A 21,627-nucleotide genomic window follows, 5' to 3' on the forward strand; every position below is an offset into this window, starting at 1 on the left:
TCTGCTCGTCAATCTGGACGTGGAAATCGACGCGCGGCATGAACGGTTCAAGGGGTTGGAGAACGGCGGACACTCTGCACCTGCTCTTTCAGCGACAAGAGGAAGGCGCGCATTCTGAGAGCTTCAGATCGCTTGGCAAGAGCGCTTGACGGCGGTCAAGCGCTTCACCGGCTTAGATCAGTCAGGGCTTGATCTCCTGCGCGGACGCCCACGGACCGGTGATGCCGTCGAGTTCGCAATCCCACAGCGCCTGCGCGTCGAGCGCGTCGGTCACGCCTTCGGCATAGACCTTCAGCGACAGGCTGCGCAGCATGACCACCAGGCTGCGCACGAAGGCTGCGCGCGCCACGTCCGCCGACACCCCGCTCACCACCGAGCTGTCCAGCTTCACGTAGTCCAGGCCCGCCTGGAAAAGACGATCAATTTGAGCCAGTCCCGCGCCCGCGTGTTCCAGGCCCAGCTGGACGCCCAGCGGTCGCAGCTGCCGGCCCAGTTCCTGCAGCGTCTCGAAGTGCTGCACCGCGGCCGGCTCGGCCAGTTCCAGGCCGATGGCGCGCCGCACCGACGCCGGCGCCGCCTGCACCAGTTCGCGCGCCCGCGCGATGAAGCTGCCGTCGTTGAGCGTGGCCGGCGCCACGTTGACGCAGCGCGCGCGCTGGTCCTGCTGCGTGGCCTGCAGCGCGAGCGCCAGCGCCTGCAGGTCCGCCTCCGCGCTCAGCCGGTGGCGCAGCGCCAGCGGCAGCCAGCGCGCGGCCGGCTCGAACTCGCCGACCGGATTGAGCTTGAGCTGCAGCGGACATTCCAGGTGCAGCACCTGCCGCTCGCGGCCGATCAGCGGGAACTCCAGCAGCCGGCTGCGCTGCTGCGCCAGCGCGTCCGAGATCAGCGCGCGCCAGGCCCGCTCGCCCTGCGCGACCTCGTCCGACGGCGGCGCCTCGCGCAGCTCCAGCACAACGCCCTCGCCCTGCTCGGCCTTGGCCAGCGCCGCGTCGGCCGCGGCGAACCAGGCGCTCATCGGCTGGTCGCGCATCAGCTCGACCGCGCCCAGCGCGACGCCCACGCCCGAACCGAGGTTCTGCAGGCCCGCCCGCAGCGCATCGGCCAGCGCCTGCGCCGTGTCGCCGACCACGTTCGGCGCCGGCAGCCACAGCGCGAAATCCGAGCCGTTCAGCCGGCCGGCCAAGCAGCCGCGGACCTGCTCCGGATAGACACGCAGGGCCTGCGCGATCGCCACCAGCGCCTGGTCGGTCGCCCCATGGCCGAGCCGCTGGTTCAGGCCCTGCAGGTCCTTCAGCCGCAGCAGCACCAGGCCGGCGCGCAGCGGGCCGTCATCGCGCTCGAGCGCGGAATTGAGCTCGGCCACGAACTGCCGCCGGTGCGACAGCCCGGTCAGCTCGTCGCACAGGAGCTGGTGATGCAGCGTGCGCAGCTGCTCGGCCTGGGCCTCGAACATCTGCCGGGTGCGCACCACCATCGTGTTCATCGCGCTGGTCAGCTTGCGCATCTCCGGCACGCGCGGCTCGAGCACGGTCTCGAAGCGCCCCTGCGTCACGCCCTCGGCCTGGCGCACCGCGGTGTCCAGCGGCCGGCGCAGCCGCGACAGCACGATCGCCGCCGCCACGCCCGTGACCACGCCCACCAGCAGCAGCCAGCTCGCCGTGCTCAGGGTCGCGCGCCACAGCGCCTCGTGGACGTAGCCGGTCTGGCCGCGCAGCTCGATCTCGCCGACCGCCTTCCAGCCGTCCGACACCTTGGCCACGCCCGGCGCCACGTCCAGCGGCAGCAGGGCCACGAACCAGCGCGGCGCATGCGCGACCTGCGGCGTCTCCAGGTGCCGCTCGAACACCTGCGCCCCGCCGCCGTCGCGCCAGCGCACGCTTTCGTAGGCGCCCGCGTCGAACTGCGCCGAGATCAGCAGCGACATCAGCTCCGCGTCGCCCTTCTGCTGCGACAGCGCCAGCGCCAGCGCATTGGCGTTGTCGGCGTTCTTCAGCTGGGCCTGCGTCTGCAGCAGCTCGCGCAGCGACCAGGTGCTCACCGCCACGCCGCCCAGCACGGACGCCAGCACCGCGCCCAGGACCAGGCACCAGATTTGTCTTATCAGGGACATGTCGTGAATTCTCCGTCGCCCTTCGTCTTGTCGTCTCCGGCCTCTCCCGGGGGACCCGCCGCGCCGCGCCGGTCCCTCAGAAGCCCTCCGCCTTCGCCTTCGCCAGCAGGTCGCGCCACAGCGACAGCCGCACCAGCGGATTGCCCGCGGTGGTGGCGCCCACGCCGCTCCACAGGCCCTCGCCGTTGAAGCTGAACACCGGCGTGAGGTCCGGCCGCAGCGACGCGGGCCGGATCTCCGGATTGATATTGTCCAGAATCAGGGGCTCCGCCTCCGGCTGCGCATAGTAGGCCAGGACCATGTGCGCCTGGGGCCGCCCCTGGAACTGCGCCCGCACGTAGACCATCCGCAGCCGCGACTGCGGCACCCCGGCGGCCAGCAGGCTCATGTACTTCGCGATCGCGTAGTCCTCGCAGTCGCCGGCGCCCTTGTCCAGCAGCTCCAGCGGCGTCGCCCAGTAGTCGATCTGGCCCCACACCTCGATGTCGTCGCGGAACGCCACCCGCTGGTTGAAGAAGCCGTTGACCGCGGCCAGCCGGTCGCGCTCGTCCGGCATGGCGGCCGCGCGGTCGGCCATCTGGATCATCGCCTTCACCGCGGCCTGCGTCCGGGGCGACAGCTTCGCGGCCGATTCGGTCAGCCGATCCTGGTCCCAGCCCCAGGCCAGCGCCGACCACAGTCCCGCCGTCCACGCGAGCGCCCACAGCGCCGGCCGGATTCTCCGGCCAGCACGGGACACCGTACGCGTGACGAAACGTGACATGCGCTGCAATGTATCTGCCTCCACGCCTGCCCGAGGGCGAACCGCGACGCGCCCCCCGGGGACCGGCAATTTGCCGCACCGCCTTCACGCGGCGCCCGGGGAGCGGCCGGGATAATCCGGCGCTCAGATGAAGACCCATGCCATCCGCCAGGAACTGGACCAGGCGCGCGCCAACGGACCGCTGCGCCAGATCCAGATTCCCCCCTGTCCCGAGCTGCTGCAGCGTTTGCGCGCGGCGATGGACCAGCCGCAGCCCGACCTCAACGAGGTGGCGCGCATCGCCGCCGCCGACGTCGCCATGTCCGCGACCCTGCTGCGCGTGGCCAACAGCCCGCTGCACCTGGTGGCAGGCCACGTGCCCTGCACCACCGTGGGCCAGGCGATGTACCGGCTCGGCCTGGACGAGAGCGCGGCGCTGATGCAGGCCTTCCTGGTCCGTCACGCGATCCCGGTCAACAGCCCGCACCTGCTGCGCTTCTGGCAGCGCTCCACCAAACGCTCGATCGCGATGGGTTTCATCGCCGGCCAGTTGCCCGGCATGCGGGTCGACCTGGCGCAGGGCTACGGCCTGTTCTGCCACGTCGGCATGCCGGTGCTGCTGCAGAGCGTGCGCGGCTACGGCGCCACCATGGTCGAGGCCGCCGCCCGCATCGACCGGCCCTTCATCGCCACCGAGAACGTCAATCACCGCACCGACCACGCGGTCGTGGGCGCGCTGGTGATCAAGGTGTGGCACCTGGCGCCGGAGCTGATGACGGCGATCCGGCTGCACCACGACTTCGACGCGTTGCGGGATGAAGGCGTCGAGCCCGAAGTCCGCACGCTGATCGCCGCCGGCCTGATCGCCGAGCACCTGATGCGCCGGCACGAAGGCCTGGACGAGGACGTCGACTGGGCCGCCAACCGCGCGGCGGCGATGGCCTGGCTGCACCTGTCGGAGGACGAGCTCGAGCAGTGGGACGAGGCGCTGCGTCCGAGGCTGGACGAGGCCTGAGGACCTCACGCGGGCGCCGCCGGGGCGCCCGGGGCGCGTCAGCCGCGCACCGCGACGCGCGCCGCGGCCAGGTCCCAGCGGGCGCAGCCGACGCTCTTGAACAGCCGCGTGCGACCGTCGTCGACGGGGCGCTGGCCCATCACCAGGTCCTCGATCGAGGCCTGCGGCTCGAAGCGGCCGGCCGCCATCAGGTCGCCGGCCTCGGCTTGCGCGCCGACCGGGTCGTCGACCCAGACCTGCGCGCCGCGGACCAGCTCGGGCGGCAGCTCGACCATGTCGTCGCGGAACGCGCCCACGCCGATCACCACCGCCCCCTCGCCGACGCCGGGCCGCAGCACCGGCACGCGGCTGGTCGTGGCGCAGACGATCAGGTCCCAGGCGTGGCGCGCCTGGGACTCGGCCGGCAGGGGCTCGACGCCGAGTTCCTCGACGAAGCCCGGCTCCGCCTGATGGCCCTGGACATGGATGGTGGCCTGCGGATGCAGCGCCTGCAGCGCTTCCACATGGGCCCGCGCCTGCACCCCGCCGCCGACGACCAGCGCGCGCCGCGGCGCCTCGCGGGCCAGGTGCTGCAGCGCCAGCATGCTGACCGCGGCGGTGCGGCGCGCCGTCAGCGCGGGGCCGTCCAGCACCGCCAAGCGCTGGCCGGTGCGGCTGTCCATGACGACGACCTCGCCCGAGATCGTCGGCAGGCCCAGCGAGGCGTTGAGCGGATGCACGCTGACGAGCTTGGTGATCGACAGCGTGTCGCTCAGGCAGGGCATCACCAGCAGCACGCCGTCCTGACGCAGCGGCAGGACCTGCCGCGGCGGACAGGTCAGGCGGCCATCGCGATGTTCGCGACACACCAGCGCGATCTCCTCCATCAGGAGGGACCACGGCAGGGCCCGCGCGGTGGCGGCGGCGTCCAGGACCAGCATCCGCTCGCGTGCTCCGGGCGCGGCGCTTACTTGCGGGCCGGCGGCACGTCGGTGCACGAGCCGTGCGCGACTTCCGCGGCCAGGCCGATCGACTCGCCCAGCGTCGGGTGCGGATGGATGGTCTTGCCGATGTCGACCGCGTCCGCGCCCATCTCGATCGCCAGCGCGATCTCGCCGATCATGTCGCCCGCATGCGTGCCGACGATGCCGCCGCCGATGATGCGGTGGGTCTCTTCGTCGAACAGCAGCTTGGTGAAGCCCTCGTCGCGCCCGTTGGCGATCGCGCGGCCCGAGGCGGTCCAGGGCAGCAGGCCCTTTTTGACCTTGATGCCGCGCGTCTTGGCCTCGTCCTCGGTCACGCCGACCCAGGCCACTTCCGGATCGGTGTAGGCGACGCTGGGAATCACGCGCGCGTCGAAGCGCGACTTGGCCAGCGCGTCGTCGCCGAGCAGCTCGCCGGCGATGACTTCCGCCGCCACGTGGCCCTCATGCACCGCCTTGTGCGCCAGCATCGGCTGGCCGACGATGTCGCCGATCGCGAAGACGTTGGGCACGTTGGTGCGCATCTGCACGTCGACCGGGATGAAGCCGCGGTCGGTGACCACGACGCCGGCCTTGTCCGCGCCGATCTTCTTGCCATTGGGCGTGCGGCCCACCGCCTGCAGCACCAGGTCGTAGACCTGCGGCTCCTTCGGGGCGCCCTCGCCTTCGAACGTCACCTTGATGCCTTCAGGCGTGGCTTCGGCCGCGACCGTCTTCGTGTTCAACATGATGTTGTCGAAGCGCGGCGCGTTCATCTTCTGCCACACCTTGACCAGGTCGCGGTCCGCGCCGGTCATCAGCGTGGGCAGCATCTCCACGACATCCAGGCGCGCGCCCAGCGTCGAGTACACGGTGCCCATCTCCAGGCCGATGATGCCGCCACCGACGATCAGCATGCGCTTGGGCTTGCTGGTCAGCTCGAGCGCGCCAGTCGAGTCGATCACGCGCGGGTCATTCGGCATGAAGGGCAGGCGCACCGCCTGCGAGCCCGCGGCCAGGATGATCTTCTTGAACTTCAGCGTCTGGGTCTTGCCGGTGCGCTCCTGGCCCTCGCCGCCGGTCTCCTCGACCGACAGGTGGCTGGCGTCCAGCAGCGAGCCGTAGCCGCGCACGACCGTGACCTTGCGCATCTTGGCCATCATCGCCAGGCCGCCGGTCAGCTTGCCGATGACCTTCTTCTTGTGCGTGAGCAGCTTGGGCAGCTCGACCTTGGGCTCGCCGAACTCGACGCCCAGATCGGCGAAGTGCTTGACCTCGTCCATCACCGCCGCGACGTGCAGCAGCGCCTTGGACGGGATGCAGCCGACGTTCAGGCAGACGCCGCCCAGCGTCGCGTAGCGCTCGACCAGCGCGACCTTCAGGCCCAGGTCGGCCGCGCGGAACGCCGCCGAGTAGCCGCCGGGACCGCCGCCGAGCACGATCACGTCGTACTCGCCTTCGGCGGGGCCGGTGTAGGTGGCGGCTTGCGGGGCGGGCGCCGCAGGCGCGGGCGCCGGAGCGGGCGCCGCTGCGGCCGGAGCGGGCGCGGAGGCCGACGGCGCGGGCGCTGCCGCCGCATCGCTCTCCAGCACGACGATCAGGTCGCCCTGGTTGATCTTGTCGCCCAGCTTGACCTTGAGCTCCTTGACCACGCCGGCCGTCGAGGACGGGATCTCCATCGAGGCCTTGTCGGACTCGACGGTGACCAGGCTCTGCTCCTGCTTGATCGTGTCGCCGACCTTGACCAGGACTTCGATGATCGCGACGTCCTTGAAGTCCCCGATGTCGGGAACCTTGACTTCAACCAATGCCATGTCCGGTCCTTCCGATCAGAGGGCGATGCGACGGAAGTCCGCCAGCAGGGATGCGAAGTACACGTTGAAGCGGGCTGCAGCCGCGCCGTCGATGACGCGGTGGTCCCAGCTCAGCGACAGCGGCAGGATCAGGCGCGGCGCGAACTGCTTGCCGTCCCACACCGGACGCGTCTGCGACTTGCACACGCCCATGATCGCGACTTCAGGCGCATTGATGATCGGCGTGAAGTAGGTGCCGCCGATGCCGCCCAGCGACGAGATCGAGAAGCAGCCGCCAGTCATGTCGGCCGGGCCAAGCTTGCCGTCGCGGGCCTTCTTGGCCAGTTCCGACATCTCCTGGCTGATCTGGAAGATGCCCTTCTTGTCGCAATCACGGATCACCGGCACGACCAGGCCGTTCGGTGTGTCGGCCGCGAAGCCGATGTGGAAGTAGTTCTTCAGGACCAGCGTGTCGCCATCCAGCGAGGCGTTGAACTCGGGGAACTTCTTCAGCGCCGCAACGGTCGCCTTGATCATGAAGGCCAGCATCGTCACCTTGACGCCGGACTTCTCGTTCTCCTTGTTCAGCTGGACGCGGAAGGCTTCGAGCTCGGTGATGTCCGCGTCGTCGTGGTTGGTGACGTGCGGGATCGTGACCCAGTTGCGATGCAGGTTGGCGCCGCTGATCTTCTTGATCCGCGACAGGTCCTTGCGCTCGACCGGGCCGAACTTCTCGAAGTCGACCTTGGGCCAGGGCAGCAGGCCCGGGAAGGCGCCACCACCGGCAGCGCCGCCCGCCGGGGCGGCCGCCTTCTGCGCCGAGGTCTGCGCGGTGCCGGCCATCACGGCCTTCACGAAGGACTGGACGTCGGACTCGGTGATGCGGCCCTTGGCGCCGGAGCCCTTCACTTCCTCGAGCGGCACGCCCAGCTCGCGCGCGAGCTTGCGGATGCTCGGCGAGGCGTGCGGCAGCTTGCCGGTGGGCTTGGTCGGCTCATGCGGGGGCAACGCGGCGGTCGGGACCTGGCGCTCCACCGGCGCGGGCGCGGGGGCGCTCGCGGTGGCCGGAGCCGGTGCCGCGGCGGCTTGCGCCGGGGCGGGCGCGGCAGCGGCGGGTGCCGGCGAGGCAGCGCCACCGGTGGCCTCGATCACGGCGATCTTCGTGCCCTTGGACACCTTGTCGCCCAGCTTGACCAGCAACTCCTTGATCACGCCGCCGTGTGACGACGGAATCTCCATCGAGGCCTTGTCGGATTCGACGGTGATCAGGCTCTGCTCGGTCTTCACCGTGTCGCCGACCTTGACCAGCACCTCGATCACCGCGACCTCGTCGAAGTCGCCGATGTCCGGCACGACGATGTCGACCGGACCGGCCGATGCGGCCGGGGCCGCCGCAGCCGCGGGGGCCGGAGCGGGCGCGGCCTGCGGCGCCGGGGCGGCGGCCGCGGGAGCCGGCGCAGAAGCCGGCACGGCAGCGGCCGGCGCGGGGGCTGCGGCGGCGTCGCTTTCCAGCACGACGATCAGGTCGCCTTCGTTCAGCTTGTCGCCGAGCTTGACCTTCACTTCCTTGACGACGCCCGCCGCCGAGGACGGGATCTCCATCGAGGCCTTGTCGGACTCGACCGTGACCAGGCTTTGCTCAGCCTTCACCGTGTCGCCGGGCTTGACCAGCAGCTCGATGATCGCGACGTCCTTGAAGTCCCCGATGTCGGGAACCTTGACTTCCACCAATGCCATATTGGGTGTCTCCAGAAATTTACTGAGCCGGCTGGCTTACCCAGCGGAGCCCACGGAACTGGCTTCGCCAGGCCGTCGGGCTCGCCCCCTTGAGGGGGCCGGCGAAGCCGGTAGGGGGTGGGCCGTGCTCACGCGTACAGCGGGTTGATCTTGTCGACGTTGATGCCGTATTTCTTGATCGCCTCGGCGACCTTGGCCTGCGGGATCTTGCCTTCGTCGGCCAGGCTCTTCAGCGCGGCCACGACGATGTAATGGCGGTTGATCTCGAAGTGCTCGCGCAGCTTGGAGCGGAAATCGCTACGGCCGAAACCGTCGGTCCCCAGCACCTTGTACGAGCGGCCCGCCGGGATGAAGGCGCGGATCTGCTCCGCGTAGTTCTTCATGTAGTCGGTCGACGCGATCACCGGCCCTTGCACCTTGCTCAGCTGCTGCGTCACGAACGGCACGCAGGCCAGCTCGGTCGGGTGCAGCAGGTTCCAGCGCTCGGCGTTCTGGCCGTCGCGGGCCAGCTCGTTGAAGCTGGGGCAGGACCAGACGTTCGCGCCCACGCCCCAGTCGGCCTCGAGCAGCTTCTTGGCGGCCTGGCTTTCGCGCAGGATGGTGCCCGAGCCCAGCAGGTTCACCGTCAGCGGTTGAGCGGCGGCTTCCTCCAGCAGGTACATGCCCTTGAGGATCTGCTCCTCGGTGCCGGCCTTCAGGCCGGGCATCGGGTAGTTCTCGTTGAGCAGCGTCAGGTAGAAGTAGACGTTCTCCTGGTTCTCGACCATGCGCTTCAGGCCCGAGTGCAGGATCACCGCCACCTCATGCGCGAAGGTCGGGTCGTAGCTGATGCAGTTCGGGATGGTGCCGGCCAGGATGTGGCTGTGGCCGTCCTCGTGCTGCAGGCCTTCGCCGTTCAGCGTCGTGCGGCCCGAGGTGCCGCCCAGCAGGAAGCCGCGCGCCTGCATGTCGCCGGCGGCCCAGGCCAGGTCGCCGATGCGCTGGAAGCCGAACATCGAGTAGTAGACGTAGAACGGGATCATCACGCGGTTGTTCGTCGAGTACGACGTCGCCGCGGCGATCCAGCTGGCCATGCCGCCGGCCTCGTTGATGCCTTCCTGCAGGATCTGGCCGGCCTTGTCCTCGCGGTAATACATGACCTGGTCCTTGTCGACCGGCGTGTAGTTCTGACCCGCGGGGTTGTAGATGCCGATCTGGCGGAACAGGCCTTCCATGCCGAAGGTGCGGGCCTCGTCGACCAGGATGGGCACAGTGCGCGGGCCCAGTTCCTTGTCGCGCAGCAGCGTGGTCAGGAAGCGGACATAGGCCTGCGTGGTCGAGATCTCGCGCCCCTCGGCGGTCGGGTCCAGCACGGCCTGGAAGGTGGCCAGGTCGGGCACCTTCAGCGCTTCATCGGCCTGCGGGCGACGCTTGGGCAGGTAGCCGCCCAGCGACTTGCGGCGCTCGTGCAGGTACTGCATCTCGGGCGTGTCGTCGGCCGGCTTGTAGAACGGGATCTTGGCCAGCTCGCTGTCCGGGATGGGGATATTGAAGCGGTCGCGGAAGGCCTTGATGTCCTCGTCCTGCAGCTTCTTGGTCTGGTGCGCGGTGTTCTTGCCCTCGCCGATCTTGCCCATGCCGTAGCCCTTGACGGTCTTGATCAGCATGACGGTGGGCTGGCCGACGGTGTTGACCGCCTTGTGGTAGGCCGCGTAGACCTTCTGCGGGTCGTGGCCGCCGCGGTTCAGGCGCCAGATGTCCTCGTCGGACATGTTCTCGACCATCTTCAGCAGCTCCGGATGCTTGCCGAAGAAATGCTTGCGCACGAACGCGCCGTCATTGGCCTTGTAGGCCTGGTAGTCGCCGTCCAGCGTCTCCAGCATGACCTTGCGCAGCAGCTCCTGCTTGTCGCGCGCCAGCAGCGGATCCCAGTAGGAGCCCCAGATCAGCTTGATGACGTTCCAGCCGGCGCCGCGGAACTCGCCCTCGAGCTCCTGGATGATCTTGCCGTTGCCACGCACCGGGCCGTCCAGGCGCTGCAGGTTGCAGTTGACGACGAAGATCAGGTTGTCGAGCTTCTCGCGCGCGGCCAGGCCGATCGCGCCCAGGCTTTCCGGCTCGTCCATTTCGCCGTCGCCCAGGAAGACCCAGACCTTGCGCTTGGAGGTGTCGGCGATGCCGCGGGCATGCAGGTACTTCAGGAAGCGCGCCTGGTAGATCGCCATCAGCGGGCCCAGGCCCATGGACACCGTCGGGAACTGCCAGAACTCCGGCATCAGCTTCGGGTGCGGGTAGCTCGACAGGCCCTTGCCGTCGACTTCCTGGCGGAAGTTGTTCAGCTGTTCCTCGGTGATGCGGCCTTCCAGGAAGGCGCGGGCATAGATGCCGGGCGCGCTGTGGCCCTGGATGTAGAGCAGGTCGCCGCCGTGGACGCCATCGTCGCCATGCCAGAAGTGGTTGAACCCGCAACCCAGCATCGTCGCCAGCGAGGCGAAGCTGGAGATGTGGCCGCCCAGGTCGCCGCCGTCTTCCGGATGCAGGCGGTTGGCGCGCACCACCATCGCCATCGCGTTCCAGCGCATGAAGGCGCGCAGGCGCTCTTCCATGTCGATGTTGCCGGGGAAGCGCTCTTCCTGGTCGGCCGGGATGGTGTTGACGTAGGCGGTGGTGGCCGAGAACGGCACGTCGATGCCGGCCTGGCGCGCGTGGTCGATCAAGGTCTCGAGCAGGAAGTGCGCGCGCTCGCCGCCCTCCTCGCCGATGACGGCGGACAGCGCGTCCAGCCATTCCTTGGTTTCGAGAGCGTCGGTGTCATTGGCGGCTGCGCCGAGGAACGACTGGGGCTGCGCGGACATGTGTTGTCTCCTGTGTCTCAATCACGGCCTTCGGACGGGCGGGTCGCGCGGCGCGGTGTCCGTTCCGAACAGGCAATCCTGCCCGAGCTTGAGGAAACACGCATGCGTCGGCACCCTCCAGAAGGGCTATGGCGGCGGAGTGTCGCATAAGCCTTGGATTTTCCAAATAGCGCGATGCGTTTCCGTATCGTGAAATTTCCAAGGCGTTTTCAGCGGGGTTTCGTGATGGATGTCTTTCACGATGCGATCCGGGAATGCCCGGATCGGGAATGCCCGGGGCCGCCGGAGCCGGGTCGCACCAAAGGCGCCGGGATAATCGCGCCCATGTTGTCCCGCCTCGATGTCCAAGGCTTTGCGCGCCGTGCCCTGAACCCTCTCAAACGCCTGGTCTCGGCGTGGTGGCGGCGGCAGTCGCCGTCGCGGCAGGACCGCTTCGCGACGCTGGGCCCGCTGCTGTCGGTGGTGCTGTTCCTGGCGGCGATCGTCTCGGCCTTCTGGTACCTGCGCAACGAGGAGATCGAGCGCGAGGCCGAGGCCGTCAAGCGCGACACCGAGATGGCGCAGCAGCAGATCCGCTCGCGCCTGATCGAGAACGAGGATTTCCTGATCCCGCTGCAGCGCGACCTGGCCAACCGCGCGATCGACAACCTCGAGTTCACGCAGCGCGCGATGGCGATCGCCCGCAACCGCCCCGAGATCACCCACATCACCTGGCTGAACGCGCGCCGCGAGCGCCGCGTCAGCGTGGCGGCGATCGGCGAGCAGGCCGACTCGCTGATGACGCTGGACGGCAGCGACCCGTCGATGCCCAACGGCCATGCCAACAGCGAGCCCGAGCGCGCCTTCCAGGGCGCCCGCGATCGGCGCACCCGGGTCTACTCGGCCTCCTTCGCCGACGCCAACAACACCACCGTCTTCCAGCTGCAGCTGCCGCTGAGCGACCGCGCCGGTTTCGCCGGCGTGCTGATCGCCGAGTACGCGGTGGAGGGCCTGCTGCGCTATTCGGTGCCCAACGAGCTGACCTCGCGCCACGCGGTGGCGGTGCTCGATCCGCGCGAGCAGGTGGTCGCCAGCACGGTGACGCCGATGCCGGGCAAGCGCATCACGCGCGCGCCGATCTACTACGAGGTGCCGATGGCGCCGGCTCCCGGACTGGTGCTGCGCGGCCAGGGCTACCGGACCTCGATCGGGCTGATCTCCAACACGCTGTTCTGGATGGTGATGGCGCTGTCGGTGCTGACCGTCTGGATGCTGCTGGGCACCTGGAAGCACATGCGCCGGCGCGCGCAGGTGCAGAACGCGCTCGCCGCCGAGACCAACTTCCGGCGCGCGATGGAGAACTCCATGCTGACCGGCATGCGCGCCATGGACCTGGAGACGCGCATCAGCTACGTCAACCCGGCCTTCTGTGCGATGACCGGCTTCGCCGAGTCGGAGCTGATCGGCCGCAAGCCGCCCTTCCCCTACTGGCCGCCCGACCGCTACGAGGAGAACCTGCGCCTGCTGCAGCAGGAGATGCAGGGCCGCAGCCCCGCCGGCGGCTCCGAGGTCAAGGTGATGCGCAAGGACGGCAGCATCTTCGACGCCCGCATGTATGTCTCGCCGCTGATCGACCCCAAGGGCAAGCAGAACGGCTGGATGACCTCGATGACCAACATCACCGAGGCCAAGCGGGTGCGCGACCAGCTGTCCGCGTCGCACGAGCGCTTCACCACGGTGCTGGAAGGCCTGGACGCGGCGGTGTCGGTGCTGTCGGTGCAGCAGGGCGAGCTGCTCTTCGCCAACCGCAGCTACCGGCTCTGGTTCGGCGCCGATCCCAAGGGGCACGCGATGCTCGCGGGCTCGCAGCTGGCCGGCGCGACCAGCACCAAGGAAACCAACTTCGAGACCGACGAGGACGTCGACGACTACGGCGGCCTGCCGGCGCAGCACCTGACCGAGGTCGGCGGCGATTCGCGCGAGGTCTTCATCGCGCAGCTCGACATGTGGTTCGATGTCCGCGCCCGCTACCTGCAGTGGACGGACGGCCGCCTGGCGCAGATGCTGATCGCCACCGACATCACCGCGCGCCGCCATGCCGAGGCCCAGCAGCAGCAGCAGGCCGAGAAGGCGCAGGTCACCAGCCGCCTGATCACGATGGGCGAGATGGCCTCGAGCGTCGCGCACGAGCTCAACCAGCCGCTGACCGCGATCACCAACTACTGCAACGGCATGGTCTCGCGGGTGCGCAACGACAATATCCAGAAGGACGACCTGATCGTCGCGCTGGAGAAGACCGCCAAGCAGGCGCAGCGCGCGGGCCAGATCATCCATCGCATCCGCGCCTTCGTGAAGAAGAGCGAGCCGCAGCGCCAGCCGGCGTTCGCGGCCTCGATCGTGGAGGACGCGGTCGAGCTCGCCGGCATCGAGCTGCGCCGGCGCAACGTGCAGATCCACACCTACGTCGCGCAGCGGCTGCCGGTGATGCGGGTCGATCCGATCCTGATCGAACAGGTGCTGCTGAACCTGCTCAAGAACGCCGCCGAGGCCATCGACAACGCGGCGCTGCCGCCCTCGCGCCGCCACATCGAGCTGCGCGTCGTGCCCAAGCACACCGCCGAGCTCGGCGCCAACATCGAGTTCTCGGTGACCGACATGGGACCGGGCCTGCCGGTCGAGGTCATCGAGCGCATGTACGAGGCCTTCTTCTCCACGAAGGCCGATGGATTGGGCATCGGCCTAGGGTTATGCCGGTCCATCATCGAGTCCCACCAGGGTCGGATCCGCGCCGAGAACCTCTACAATGGCCCGTCCATCGTCGGGTGCCGGTTCGCGTTCACGATCCCCGTGGACATTCCGCGTCCGGAGCCCCAGCTGGCTCCGCTCGACAAGAGCGGCGACCCGGGGACGGGCACTGCTCACAACACCGCAGCAACACCATGAGCTTGATTCCGAAGAAGGGTAATGTCTACGTCGTCGACGATGACGAGGCCGTGCGAGATTCCTTGCAGTGGTTGCTGGAAGGCAAGGACTACCGGGTCAAGTGCTACGACTCCGCCGAGAGCTTCCTGAGCCGCTACGACCCGCGCGAAGTGGCCTGCCTGATCGCCGACATCCGCATGGAAGGCATGAGCGGCCTGGAACTGCAGGACAAGCTGATCGAGCGCAAGAGCCCGCTGCCCATCGTGTTCATCACCGGTCATGGCGACGTGCCGATGGCGGTGCAGACGATGAAGAAGGGCGCGGTCGACTTCATCGAGAAGCCGTTCAAGGAAGAAGAGCTGCTGTCGCTGGTGGAGCGCATGCTGGACCAGGCGCGCGGCGCCTTCGCGACGCAGCAGGAAGCGGCCAGCCGCGACGCCCTGCTGTCGCGCCTGACGACGCGCGAGGCGCAGGTGCTGGAGCGCATCGTCGCCGGCCGCCTGAACAAGCAGATCGCCGACGACCTGGGCATCAGCATCAAGACGGTGGAGGCGCACCGCGCCAACATCATGGAGAAGCTCAACGCCAACACCGTGGCTGATCTGCTGAAGATCGCGCTCGGCGCGAACACGGCGGCCGCCAAGGCGGGCTGATCCGACGACCCATCCGAAGGCCGCTGCGAAGCGGCCTTTCGCATTCGGCCTTTTGCATTCAGCCTTTTGCATTCCCCGGGCAGAGCGATCCTCTGCCCTTGCGCTTTTCTGATTCCGGAGTACCGACCATGACTGCTCAACTGATCGACGGCAACGCGCTGTCCAAGCAACTGCGCGCCGAGGTGGCGACGCGCGCCGCCGCGCTGACCGCCAAGGGCGTCAAGCCCGGCCTGGCGGTGGTGCTGGTCGGCGAGAACCCCGCGAGCCAGGTCTACGTGCGCAACAAGGTCAAGGCCTGCGAGGACGCCGGCATGCATTCGGTGCTGGAGAAGTACGCCGACACGATGACCGAGGCGGAGCTGCTGGCGCGGGTCGATGCGCTCAACAACGATCCGGCCATCCACGGCATCCTGGTACAGCTGCCGCTGCCCAAGGGCATCGATGCGCACAAGGTGATCGAGGCGATCGCGCCGGAGAAGGACGTCGACGGCTTCCACGTCGCCAGCGCCGGCGCGTTGATGGTGGGCCAGGACGGCTTCAAGCCCTGCACGCCCTACGGCTGCATGAAGATGCTGGAGTTCATCGGCTATGACCCGAAGGGCAAACATGCGGTCGTGATCGGCCGCAGCAACATCGTCGGCAAGCCGATGGCGATGCTGCTGCTGCAGGCCAACGCGACGGTGACGGTGTGCCACAGCGCGACGCCGGACCTGGCGCACTTCACCCGCCAGGCCGACATCGTCGTGGCGGCGGTGGGCAAGCGGAACGTGCTGACCGCGGACATGGTCAAGCCGGGCGCAGTGGTCCTGGACGTGGGCATGAACCGCACCGAGGAAGGCAAGCTCTGCGGCGACGTGGACTTCGACGGCGTCAAGGAAGTCGCCGGCTGGATCACGCCGGTGCCGGGCGGCGTCGGGCCGATGACGATCACGATGCTGCTGGTCAACACCATCGAATCGGCCGAGCGCGCCGCCGCGCATCGCTGACCGGGGCTCTTTCGCCATAGGGAAGTGACCAGCCCAAAGAGGTCGGTCAAACGATGTTGAAGATGGTTTGGAGCGACTGACGGAAGTGAGGTCGGTTCGCACACTGCGCTCCCCTTCAAGTGCAGAAAGCGAACCATGCGCTCCACATTCAAGCTTCCTTCCCGTTCCACCATCCGGCGTTGCGCCGCATCGGTCCCCGTGCTGCTCGCACTGGGGCTGGTCCACGGCCTCTCTCTCGCCCAGAACTGCGATGTGCTCGGCGGCGGGCGCGGCTACAGCGCCGCGCTTCGCGCCGAACAGATGCCGGGACATGTGGTGGCCCGCGACTTCGCCTCGCTCAAGGCCGCCGTCGACAGCGGTGCCCGCCACATCCATGTGCCGAGCGACGCGACCATCGATCTGCCCAATCAATCCTCCGCGCTGTGGCTGCGCGCCGGGCAGACGCTCTTCGGCGACCGCGGCCTCGAGGGCCGCTCCGGCGGACTGTTGCGCACCCGCTGGGTCGATGCCGCCGCGCGCAGCTATCCCGTCATCGTGGTTGAAAGCGGCGCGCGCATCTCCGGCCTGCGCATCGAAGGGCCGTCGGGCGAGGCCACCTCCACCAACAGCACCATCGGCATCCAGCTGCTTCCCGGCACGCAAGGCATCGAGATCGACAACAACGAGCTCTACCACTGGCCCTGGGCGGCGGTCAGCGTCAAGCAATCCGTCGACAACCGGATTCACCACAACCACATCCACGCCAACCTCCGCTCCCAGCTGGGTTATGGCGTCGTGGTCCAGAACGGCCACGCCCAGGCGGACATCCACTGCAACGTCTTCAACGCCAATCGTCACGCGATTGCCGGCAGCGGAGAGCCCGGCGAGCGCTACCAGGCCCGCTACAACCTGGTCCTCAACGGCGGCGGCAGGGGCGCGTATCACCAGTTCGACATGCACGCCGGGTCGACCGGCGCCGGCGGGCAATCCGTCGAGATCACCGGCAATGTCTTCGACTTCGGCCGCTTCGGCACCTCGAACCGATCCAGCGTCCTGATCCGGGGCGTGCCCAAGGAGGGGCCGATCACCGTGGTCGGCAACCTCTTCACGCAGGGATGGGTGGTGGGATCACAGACCGCGGTCGCCGGCGTGGCGGGCTCGATTCCCGACGTCGAGCAGATCCATCATTGGAACCGCTTCCAGACCCCGGCCCTCTATAGCAGCCATCCGGCGGGAGAGTGCCGCCTGACCATCGCCGGCCGCACGACCCGGGTGAATTGCAAGGCCGTGCAGCAGCCCGTGCTTCCCTGAGCGCTGATCAGTTGGTGTCGGCCTCGCGCAGGGTCTGCACCACCGGGCGCTGCAGCACGCCGCGCAGCGCCCACCAACCCGCGAGCTGGGCCAGCACCGCGCCGCCGATCGTCGTGCCGATCAGCACCCAGGGCTTGAACTGCCATTCGAACTCGAAGGCGTAATGCGTCAGCGCCCAGCCCAGCGCCTGCGCCGCGAGCCCCGCCAGCAGGCCGGCGAGCGCCCCCAGCCCCAGCAACTCCGCGCGCTGCACCGCCGCCATCAGCGCACTGGACGCGCCGAAGGCCCGCATCAACGCGAACTCGCGCGTGCGCGCGTCCCGTGAGCCCACCGCGGCCACCAGCAGCACCACCACGCCCAGCGCCAGCGCGACCGCGAACAGCAGCTGCACGGCCATGATCACCTGCTCCAGCACCTGCTGGACCTGGTGCAGTTCCGCCGAGACATCGATCAGCGTCAGGTTGGGGAAGGCGTTGACCAGCTTGCGATCGAGCGCCGCGGCGCCGCCCTCGCCCTGCGGCGACCGGTAGGCGGAAATGAAGCTGACCGGCAGCTCCGGCATGGCCGCATGCGGGTACAGCACGAAGAAGTTGACCCGCATCGAGCCCCAGTCCACCTTGCGCAGCGAGGTGATCCGCGAATCGACCGGCACGCCGGCGATGTCGAAGCGCAGCGTGTCGCCGAGCTTGAGCCCCAGCTGGTCCGCCAGGCCCTGCTCGACGCTGACGCCGCCTTGCTCCTCGGCGGTCCACTTGCCGCCGGAGATCTGGTTGTGCGACGGCAGTTCGGCGCTGTGGCTGAGGTTGAACTCGCGCTCGACCAGGCGCTGCGCGCGTTCCTCGGTGAAGCGGCTGGCCTGCACCGCCTCGCCGTTGATCGCGACCAGGCGGCCGCGGATCATCGGGTACCAGTCGTAGTCCTTGACGCCGGCCCGTTCGAGCTCGCCGCGGAAACCCGCGCCCTGGTCCGGCTGGATGTTGATGACGAAGCGGTCCGGCGCGTTCACCGGCGTCGCGGCGCGCCAGCTCTCGATCAGGTCGGTGCGCATCAGCACCAGCAGCGCCAGCGCCAGCAGCCCCAGCGACAGCGAGCCGACCTGCAGCACCGCGAAGGCGGGCCGGGCCGCGACCTGCCGCGTCGCCAGCAGCAGCCAGCGCGGCGCGCCGGCCTGCGGCACCAGGCGCCGCAGCGCCAGCACCGCGCCATAGGCCATCAGCGCGAAGCATCCCAGCGCGACGGCGAAGCCGCCGGTCGCGACCAGCCCCAGGCGCCAATCGGCCGACAGCGCGGTGAGCACCGCCGCGAAGCCCATCACGCCGGCCAGCAGCACGGCGATGGAGCCCATCTTCGGACGCCCCAGTTCGCGCCGGATCACCCGCAGCGGCGGCACGGCCGACAGCTGCAACACCGGCGGCAGGCCGAAGCCCAGCAGCAGGCTCATGCCCATGCCCAGCCCCAGCAGCACCGGCCAGGCGCCGGGCGCGGGCAGGTCGACGGAGATCAGGCCGGCCAGCAGCGCGATGAAGCCGTAATGCAGCAGGAAGCCGAGCAGCACGCCGATCGCACTGGCGACCAGCCCGACCGTGGCGAACTCCAGCGTGAAGACCCAGGCCAGGCGCCGCTGCGGCTGGCCGAGCACGCGCAGCATGGCGCAGTCGTCGAGGTGGCGGTTGGCGAACTCGCGCGCCGCCAGCGCGACGGCGATCGCCGCCAGCAAGGCGGCCAGCAGCGCCACCAGGTTCAGGAACTTGGTCGCGCGGTCCAGCGTCTGGCGCATCTCGGGCCGGCCGGTCTCCAGCGACTCCAGCCGCACGCCGCGCCAGTGGCCGTCCTTCATCTGCTGGCGGGTCTGCGTGGTGAACTGCTGCACCGCGCTGCCCGGTTCCTGCCCCTGGCCGATCACCGCGAAGCGGTAGGTGACCCGGCTCGCCGGCTGGATCAGCGCGGTGGCGGCGAGGTCCGACTGCGCCAGCATCACCCGCGGCGCGAAGTTGAGGAAACCGGCGCCCCGGTCGGGCTCATTGGCGATCTCGCCAGCGATGGTGAGCGTCGCGTCGCCCAGCAGCAGCGGATCGCCGACCTTCAGGCCCAGCGCGCTCAACACGCCCGCGTCGACCCAGACCGTGCCGGCGGCCGGCGCACCGACCTGACGACCGTCCTTCAAGCTCAGCGCCCCACGCAGCGGGTAGCGCGCCCCGACGGCCTTGACCGCCACCAGGCGGCTGCCGCCGCCCTGGTCCTCGCCGGCGCGCGCCATGCTCGGGAAGTTCAGCGTCTCGACGCTGCGCAGGTTCAGGCGATCGGCCAGCTGCCGCACCGCGGCGGGCGTCGGCTGGTCGCTCGCGACCACCGCGTCACCGCCGAGCAGTTGGGCGGCGTCGCGTCGCAGGCCCTGGTCCAGTCGGTCCGACAGGAAGGCCACCGCGCACACGGCGGCCACCGCCAGCATCAGGGCCAGGATCAGCAGGTGCAATTCGCCGGCGCGCGCATCGCGCCAGGTCTGCAGGGACATCTGACGCCACAGGGACGGCGGACGCCGGCCGGCCGGGTCGGCGGCGGGCCGGGCCGTGGAAGCTCCAGCGGGGCCGGTTGGGTCGGCGGAAGGGGAAGACGGGTGCGCGCTCATGCGCGGACTGTAGCGAACCGCATGCCCGCCTGCTGCCGCGGGGAGACGGCCATGCAATCGGCTTGAACAGTCCGTGCAACCGGTTTTGACGATGCGGCCGGGCGGCGGGCGTTCAATGAGCCCATGACGCTGCCCTTCCCTTCCCTGTTCGTCTCGCACGGCTCGCCGATGATCGCGCTGGAACCCGGCGAGACCGGCGCCTTCCTGCAACATCTTGGCCGGACGCTCGCCGCCAGCTGGGGCCGGCCGCGTGCGGTGCTCGCGATCTCCGCGCACACCACCGCGCGCGCGGCGCTGCTGCTCGGCGCGCCACGGCACGAGGCGGTCTACGACTTCGGCGGTTTCCCCCCGGCGCTGTCCGCGCTGCGTTATGACGCGCCCGGCGATCCGGCGCTGGCCGAGCGGCTCGGCCAGACGCTGGCCTTGCCCGTCGTCGAGCACGGCGGCCTGGACCACGGCATCTGGACCGCGCTGCGCTACCTGATCCCCGCGGCGGACGTGCCGGTGATCCCGTTGACGCTGACGCCGCACGCGTCGCCGGCGCAGCTGATGGCGCTCGGCGAGCAACTGCAGGGCCTGGGCGCGGACGGGGTGCTGGTCCTGGGGACCGGCAGCATCACGCACAACCTGAGGCTGCTGATGCGCTCCGCGGTCACCGGGACCGCCGCTGGCGACGGCGTGCCGGAGATGCCGGAATCGGCTGCCTTCCGGCGCTGGTTCGCGGAGCGCTCGGCGGCCCGGGACTGGCCGGCGCTCGCGGCCTACCGGGCGCAGGCACCCCATGCGACGCTGATGCACCCGACCGACGAGCACCTGCTGCCCTGGTATGTCGCCGCCGGTGCCGGCGGTCGCGACCATGCGCCGCTGCGGATCCACGAGGGCGTCACCTTCGGCTGCCTCGGAATGGATGCCTATGCGTTCGGGCCGCAGGCCGGCGCGCTCCAGGACGCGGTGGCGAATGCCGATGCGCCCGCCGCGGCCTCCTGATCCGCCGACCCACCAACGACAACGGCCCCGCAGGGCCGTTGTTCATCAGGGACACCGCGTCGGCGATCAGAGGAAGATCGCCGCGAGGATCCCGAGGATCAGCGCCCACTTGACGACGTAGTAGCCGAGGCGGGATCTCGCCTTGAACGCCTTGAAGAACAGGCGCACCTTGTACGCGTGATAGAAGAACTTGTTGAGGCCGCCGATGGGCTCGCTCTCCAGGTTCTGCGTCGCCGCCGAGGTCATCACCAGCTTGCCGAAGGCACGGTTGAGCCAGCGGATCGGCGCGAAGTGGACCGGGCGCTCCACGTCGCAGAACAGGATCACGCGCTGATGCGTCGTGGTGTTCTCGGCGTAGTGGATGAAGGTCTCGTCGAACATCACGTCCTCGCCGTCCTTCCAGTGGTAGCGCTGTCCGTCGACCTCGATGTAGCAGCCCGGGTCGTTGGGCGTAGTCAGGCCCAGGTGGTAGCGCAGCGAGCCCGCGTAGGGGTCGCGGTGACGCACCAGCTTCGCGCCCGGCGGCAGCGACGCGAACATCGCCGCCTTCACGCCGGGGATCTGCTTGAGCAGCTCGACCGTGCGGGGGCACAGCGCGTTGGCCGAGGCCATGTCCCGGTCATACCACTTCAGGTAGAAGCGCTTCCAGCCGGTCTTGAAGAAGGAATTGAAGCCGATGTCGTTGTAGCCGGACGCGGCTTTGATGAAGCCCTCGTCGTTGAGCTTGAGGGCTTCCTCGCGGATCACCTGCCAGTTGTCGCGCAGCAGCTTGAGCTCGGGGAACTCGGCCGTGTTCAGGTAGGGCGTGGCGGGGGCGCGGGAGAACAGGTACATGACCGCGTTGATCGGCGAGATCAGCACGGTGAAGTCGGTGAGCGCGCGGGCCAGCTTGAAGCGGACGCGGCCGCGGAAATGGGCGTACAGCGCCGAGGCGATGAAGATCGCCAGCACCCAGTAACGCGTGGGCGGCAGCCAGTCGGCCATGTGTCGGAACTCCTGAAGACAAGCGGCG

Annotated in this window: 14 protein-coding genes; 6 read left to right on the plus strand and 8 right to left on the minus strand. The window is 69.2% G+C overall.

Translation table 11 applies throughout. The annotated features are described in order from the left end of the window. Window positions 1-181 precede the first annotated feature (181 nt). On the minus strand, window positions 182-2,110 hold the full coding sequence (locus FHT38_RS15730; RefSeq protein ID WP_091734118.1) for an EAL domain-containing protein: 1,929 nt from the start codon (window positions 2,108-2,110) through the stop codon (window positions 182-184). Between the two features lie 76 nt (window positions 2,111-2,186). Beyond that, window positions 2,187-2,873, minus strand: coding sequence for a transglutaminase-like cysteine peptidase (locus tag FHT38_RS15735; RefSeq protein ID WP_091734197.1), 687 nt, complete (start codon window positions 2,871-2,873; stop codon window positions 2,187-2,189). A gap of 127 nt (window positions 2,874-3,000) precedes the next feature. Here FHT38_RS15735 and FHT38_RS15740 point away from each other — a divergent pair, with 127 nt between their 5' ends. After that, the gene (locus FHT38_RS15740; protein ID WP_183481038.1) at window positions 3,001-3,867 is read left to right on the plus strand and encodes an HDOD domain-containing protein; all 867 of its coding nucleotides are present in this window, start codon (window positions 3,001-3,003) and stop codon (window positions 3,865-3,867) included. A gap of 38 nt (window positions 3,868-3,905) precedes the next feature. On the opposite strand, the gene FHT38_RS15745 is transcribed toward FHT38_RS15740, so the two are convergent. The 4 genes from FHT38_RS15745 to aceE form a co-directional block, all read right to left on the minus strand. Next, complete coding sequence (locus FHT38_RS15745) at window positions 3,906-4,787, minus strand: delta(1)-pyrroline-2-carboxylate reductase family protein (RefSeq protein ID WP_091734122.1); 882 nt, start codon at window positions 4,785-4,787, stop codon at window positions 3,906-3,908. A 26-nt stretch (window positions 4,788-4,813) separates the two neighbouring features. After that, entirely contained in the window at window positions 4,814-6,622 is a 1,809-nt protein-coding gene (lpdA, locus tag FHT38_RS15750) for a dihydrolipoyl dehydrogenase (protein WP_183492322.1), read from the minus strand. A 15-nt stretch (window positions 6,623-6,637) separates the two neighbouring features. After that, complete coding sequence (aceF, locus tag FHT38_RS15755) at window positions 6,638-8,338, minus strand: dihydrolipoyllysine-residue acetyltransferase (protein ID WP_183492323.1); 1,701 nt, start codon at window positions 8,336-8,338, stop codon at window positions 6,638-6,640. Between the two features lie 128 nt (window positions 8,339-8,466). Continuing rightward, window positions 8,467-11,172 (minus strand): pyruvate dehydrogenase (acetyl-transferring), homodimeric type, encoded by a 2,706-nt coding sequence (gene aceE / locus FHT38_RS15760; protein ID WP_183492324.1) that lies wholly within the window; start codon window positions 11,170-11,172, stop codon window positions 8,467-8,469. 324 nt (window positions 11,173-11,496) lie between these two features. Here aceE and FHT38_RS15765 point away from each other — a divergent pair, with 324 nt between their 5' ends. The 4 genes from FHT38_RS15765 (at window position 11,497) to FHT38_RS15780 (ending at window position 17,002) form a co-directional block, all read left to right on the plus strand. Further along, a complete protein-coding gene (locus tag FHT38_RS15765; RefSeq protein WP_091734130.1) occupies window positions 11,497-14,094 on the plus strand; it encodes a PAS domain S-box protein in 2,598 nt (865 codons plus the stop codon). Continuing rightward, the gene (locus FHT38_RS15770) at window positions 14,091-14,726 is read left to right on the plus strand and encodes a response regulator transcription factor (RefSeq protein WP_091734133.1); all 636 of its coding nucleotides are present in this window, start codon (window positions 14,091-14,093) and stop codon (window positions 14,724-14,726) included. The genes FHT38_RS15765 and FHT38_RS15770 overlap by 4 nt, the downstream gene beginning before the upstream one ends. 128 nt (window positions 14,727-14,854) lie before the next feature. Then, window positions 14,855-15,712, plus strand: coding sequence for a bifunctional methylenetetrahydrofolate dehydrogenase/methenyltetrahydrofolate cyclohydrolase FolD (gene folD, locus FHT38_RS15775; protein ID WP_183492325.1), 858 nt, complete (start codon window positions 14,855-14,857; stop codon window positions 15,710-15,712). A 198-nt stretch (window positions 15,713-15,910) separates the two neighbouring features. Further along, window positions 15,911-17,002, plus strand: a complete 1,092-nt coding sequence (locus tag FHT38_RS15780; protein ID WP_221213778.1) for a right-handed parallel beta-helix repeat-containing protein — start codon at window positions 15,911-15,913, stop codon at window positions 17,000-17,002. A gap of 7 nt (window positions 17,003-17,009) precedes the next feature. Here FHT38_RS15780 and FHT38_RS15785 read toward each other — a convergent pair whose 3' ends face one another. Beyond that, entirely contained in the window at window positions 17,010-19,514 is a 2,505-nt protein-coding gene (locus FHT38_RS15785) for an ABC transporter permease (protein WP_183492327.1), read from the minus strand. A gap of 237 nt (window positions 19,515-19,751) precedes the next feature. Here FHT38_RS15785 and FHT38_RS15790 point away from each other — a divergent pair, with 237 nt between their 5' ends. Further along, a complete protein-coding gene (locus tag FHT38_RS15790) occupies window positions 19,752-20,615 on the plus strand; it encodes a dioxygenase (RefSeq protein ID WP_183492328.1) in 864 nt (287 codons plus the stop codon). A gap of 66 nt (window positions 20,616-20,681) precedes the next feature. On the opposite strand, the gene FHT38_RS15795 is transcribed toward FHT38_RS15790, so the two are convergent. Continuing rightward, window positions 20,682-21,599, minus strand: coding sequence for an aspartyl/asparaginyl beta-hydroxylase domain-containing protein (locus FHT38_RS15795; protein WP_183492329.1), 918 nt, complete (start codon window positions 21,597-21,599; stop codon window positions 20,682-20,684). Between the last annotated feature and the right edge of the window lie 28 nt (window positions 21,600-21,627).

This window comes from Mitsuaria sp. BK041 (assembly GCF_014193085.1).
GTDB lineage: Bacteria > Pseudomonadota > Gammaproteobacteria > Burkholderiales > Burkholderiaceae_C > Roseateles.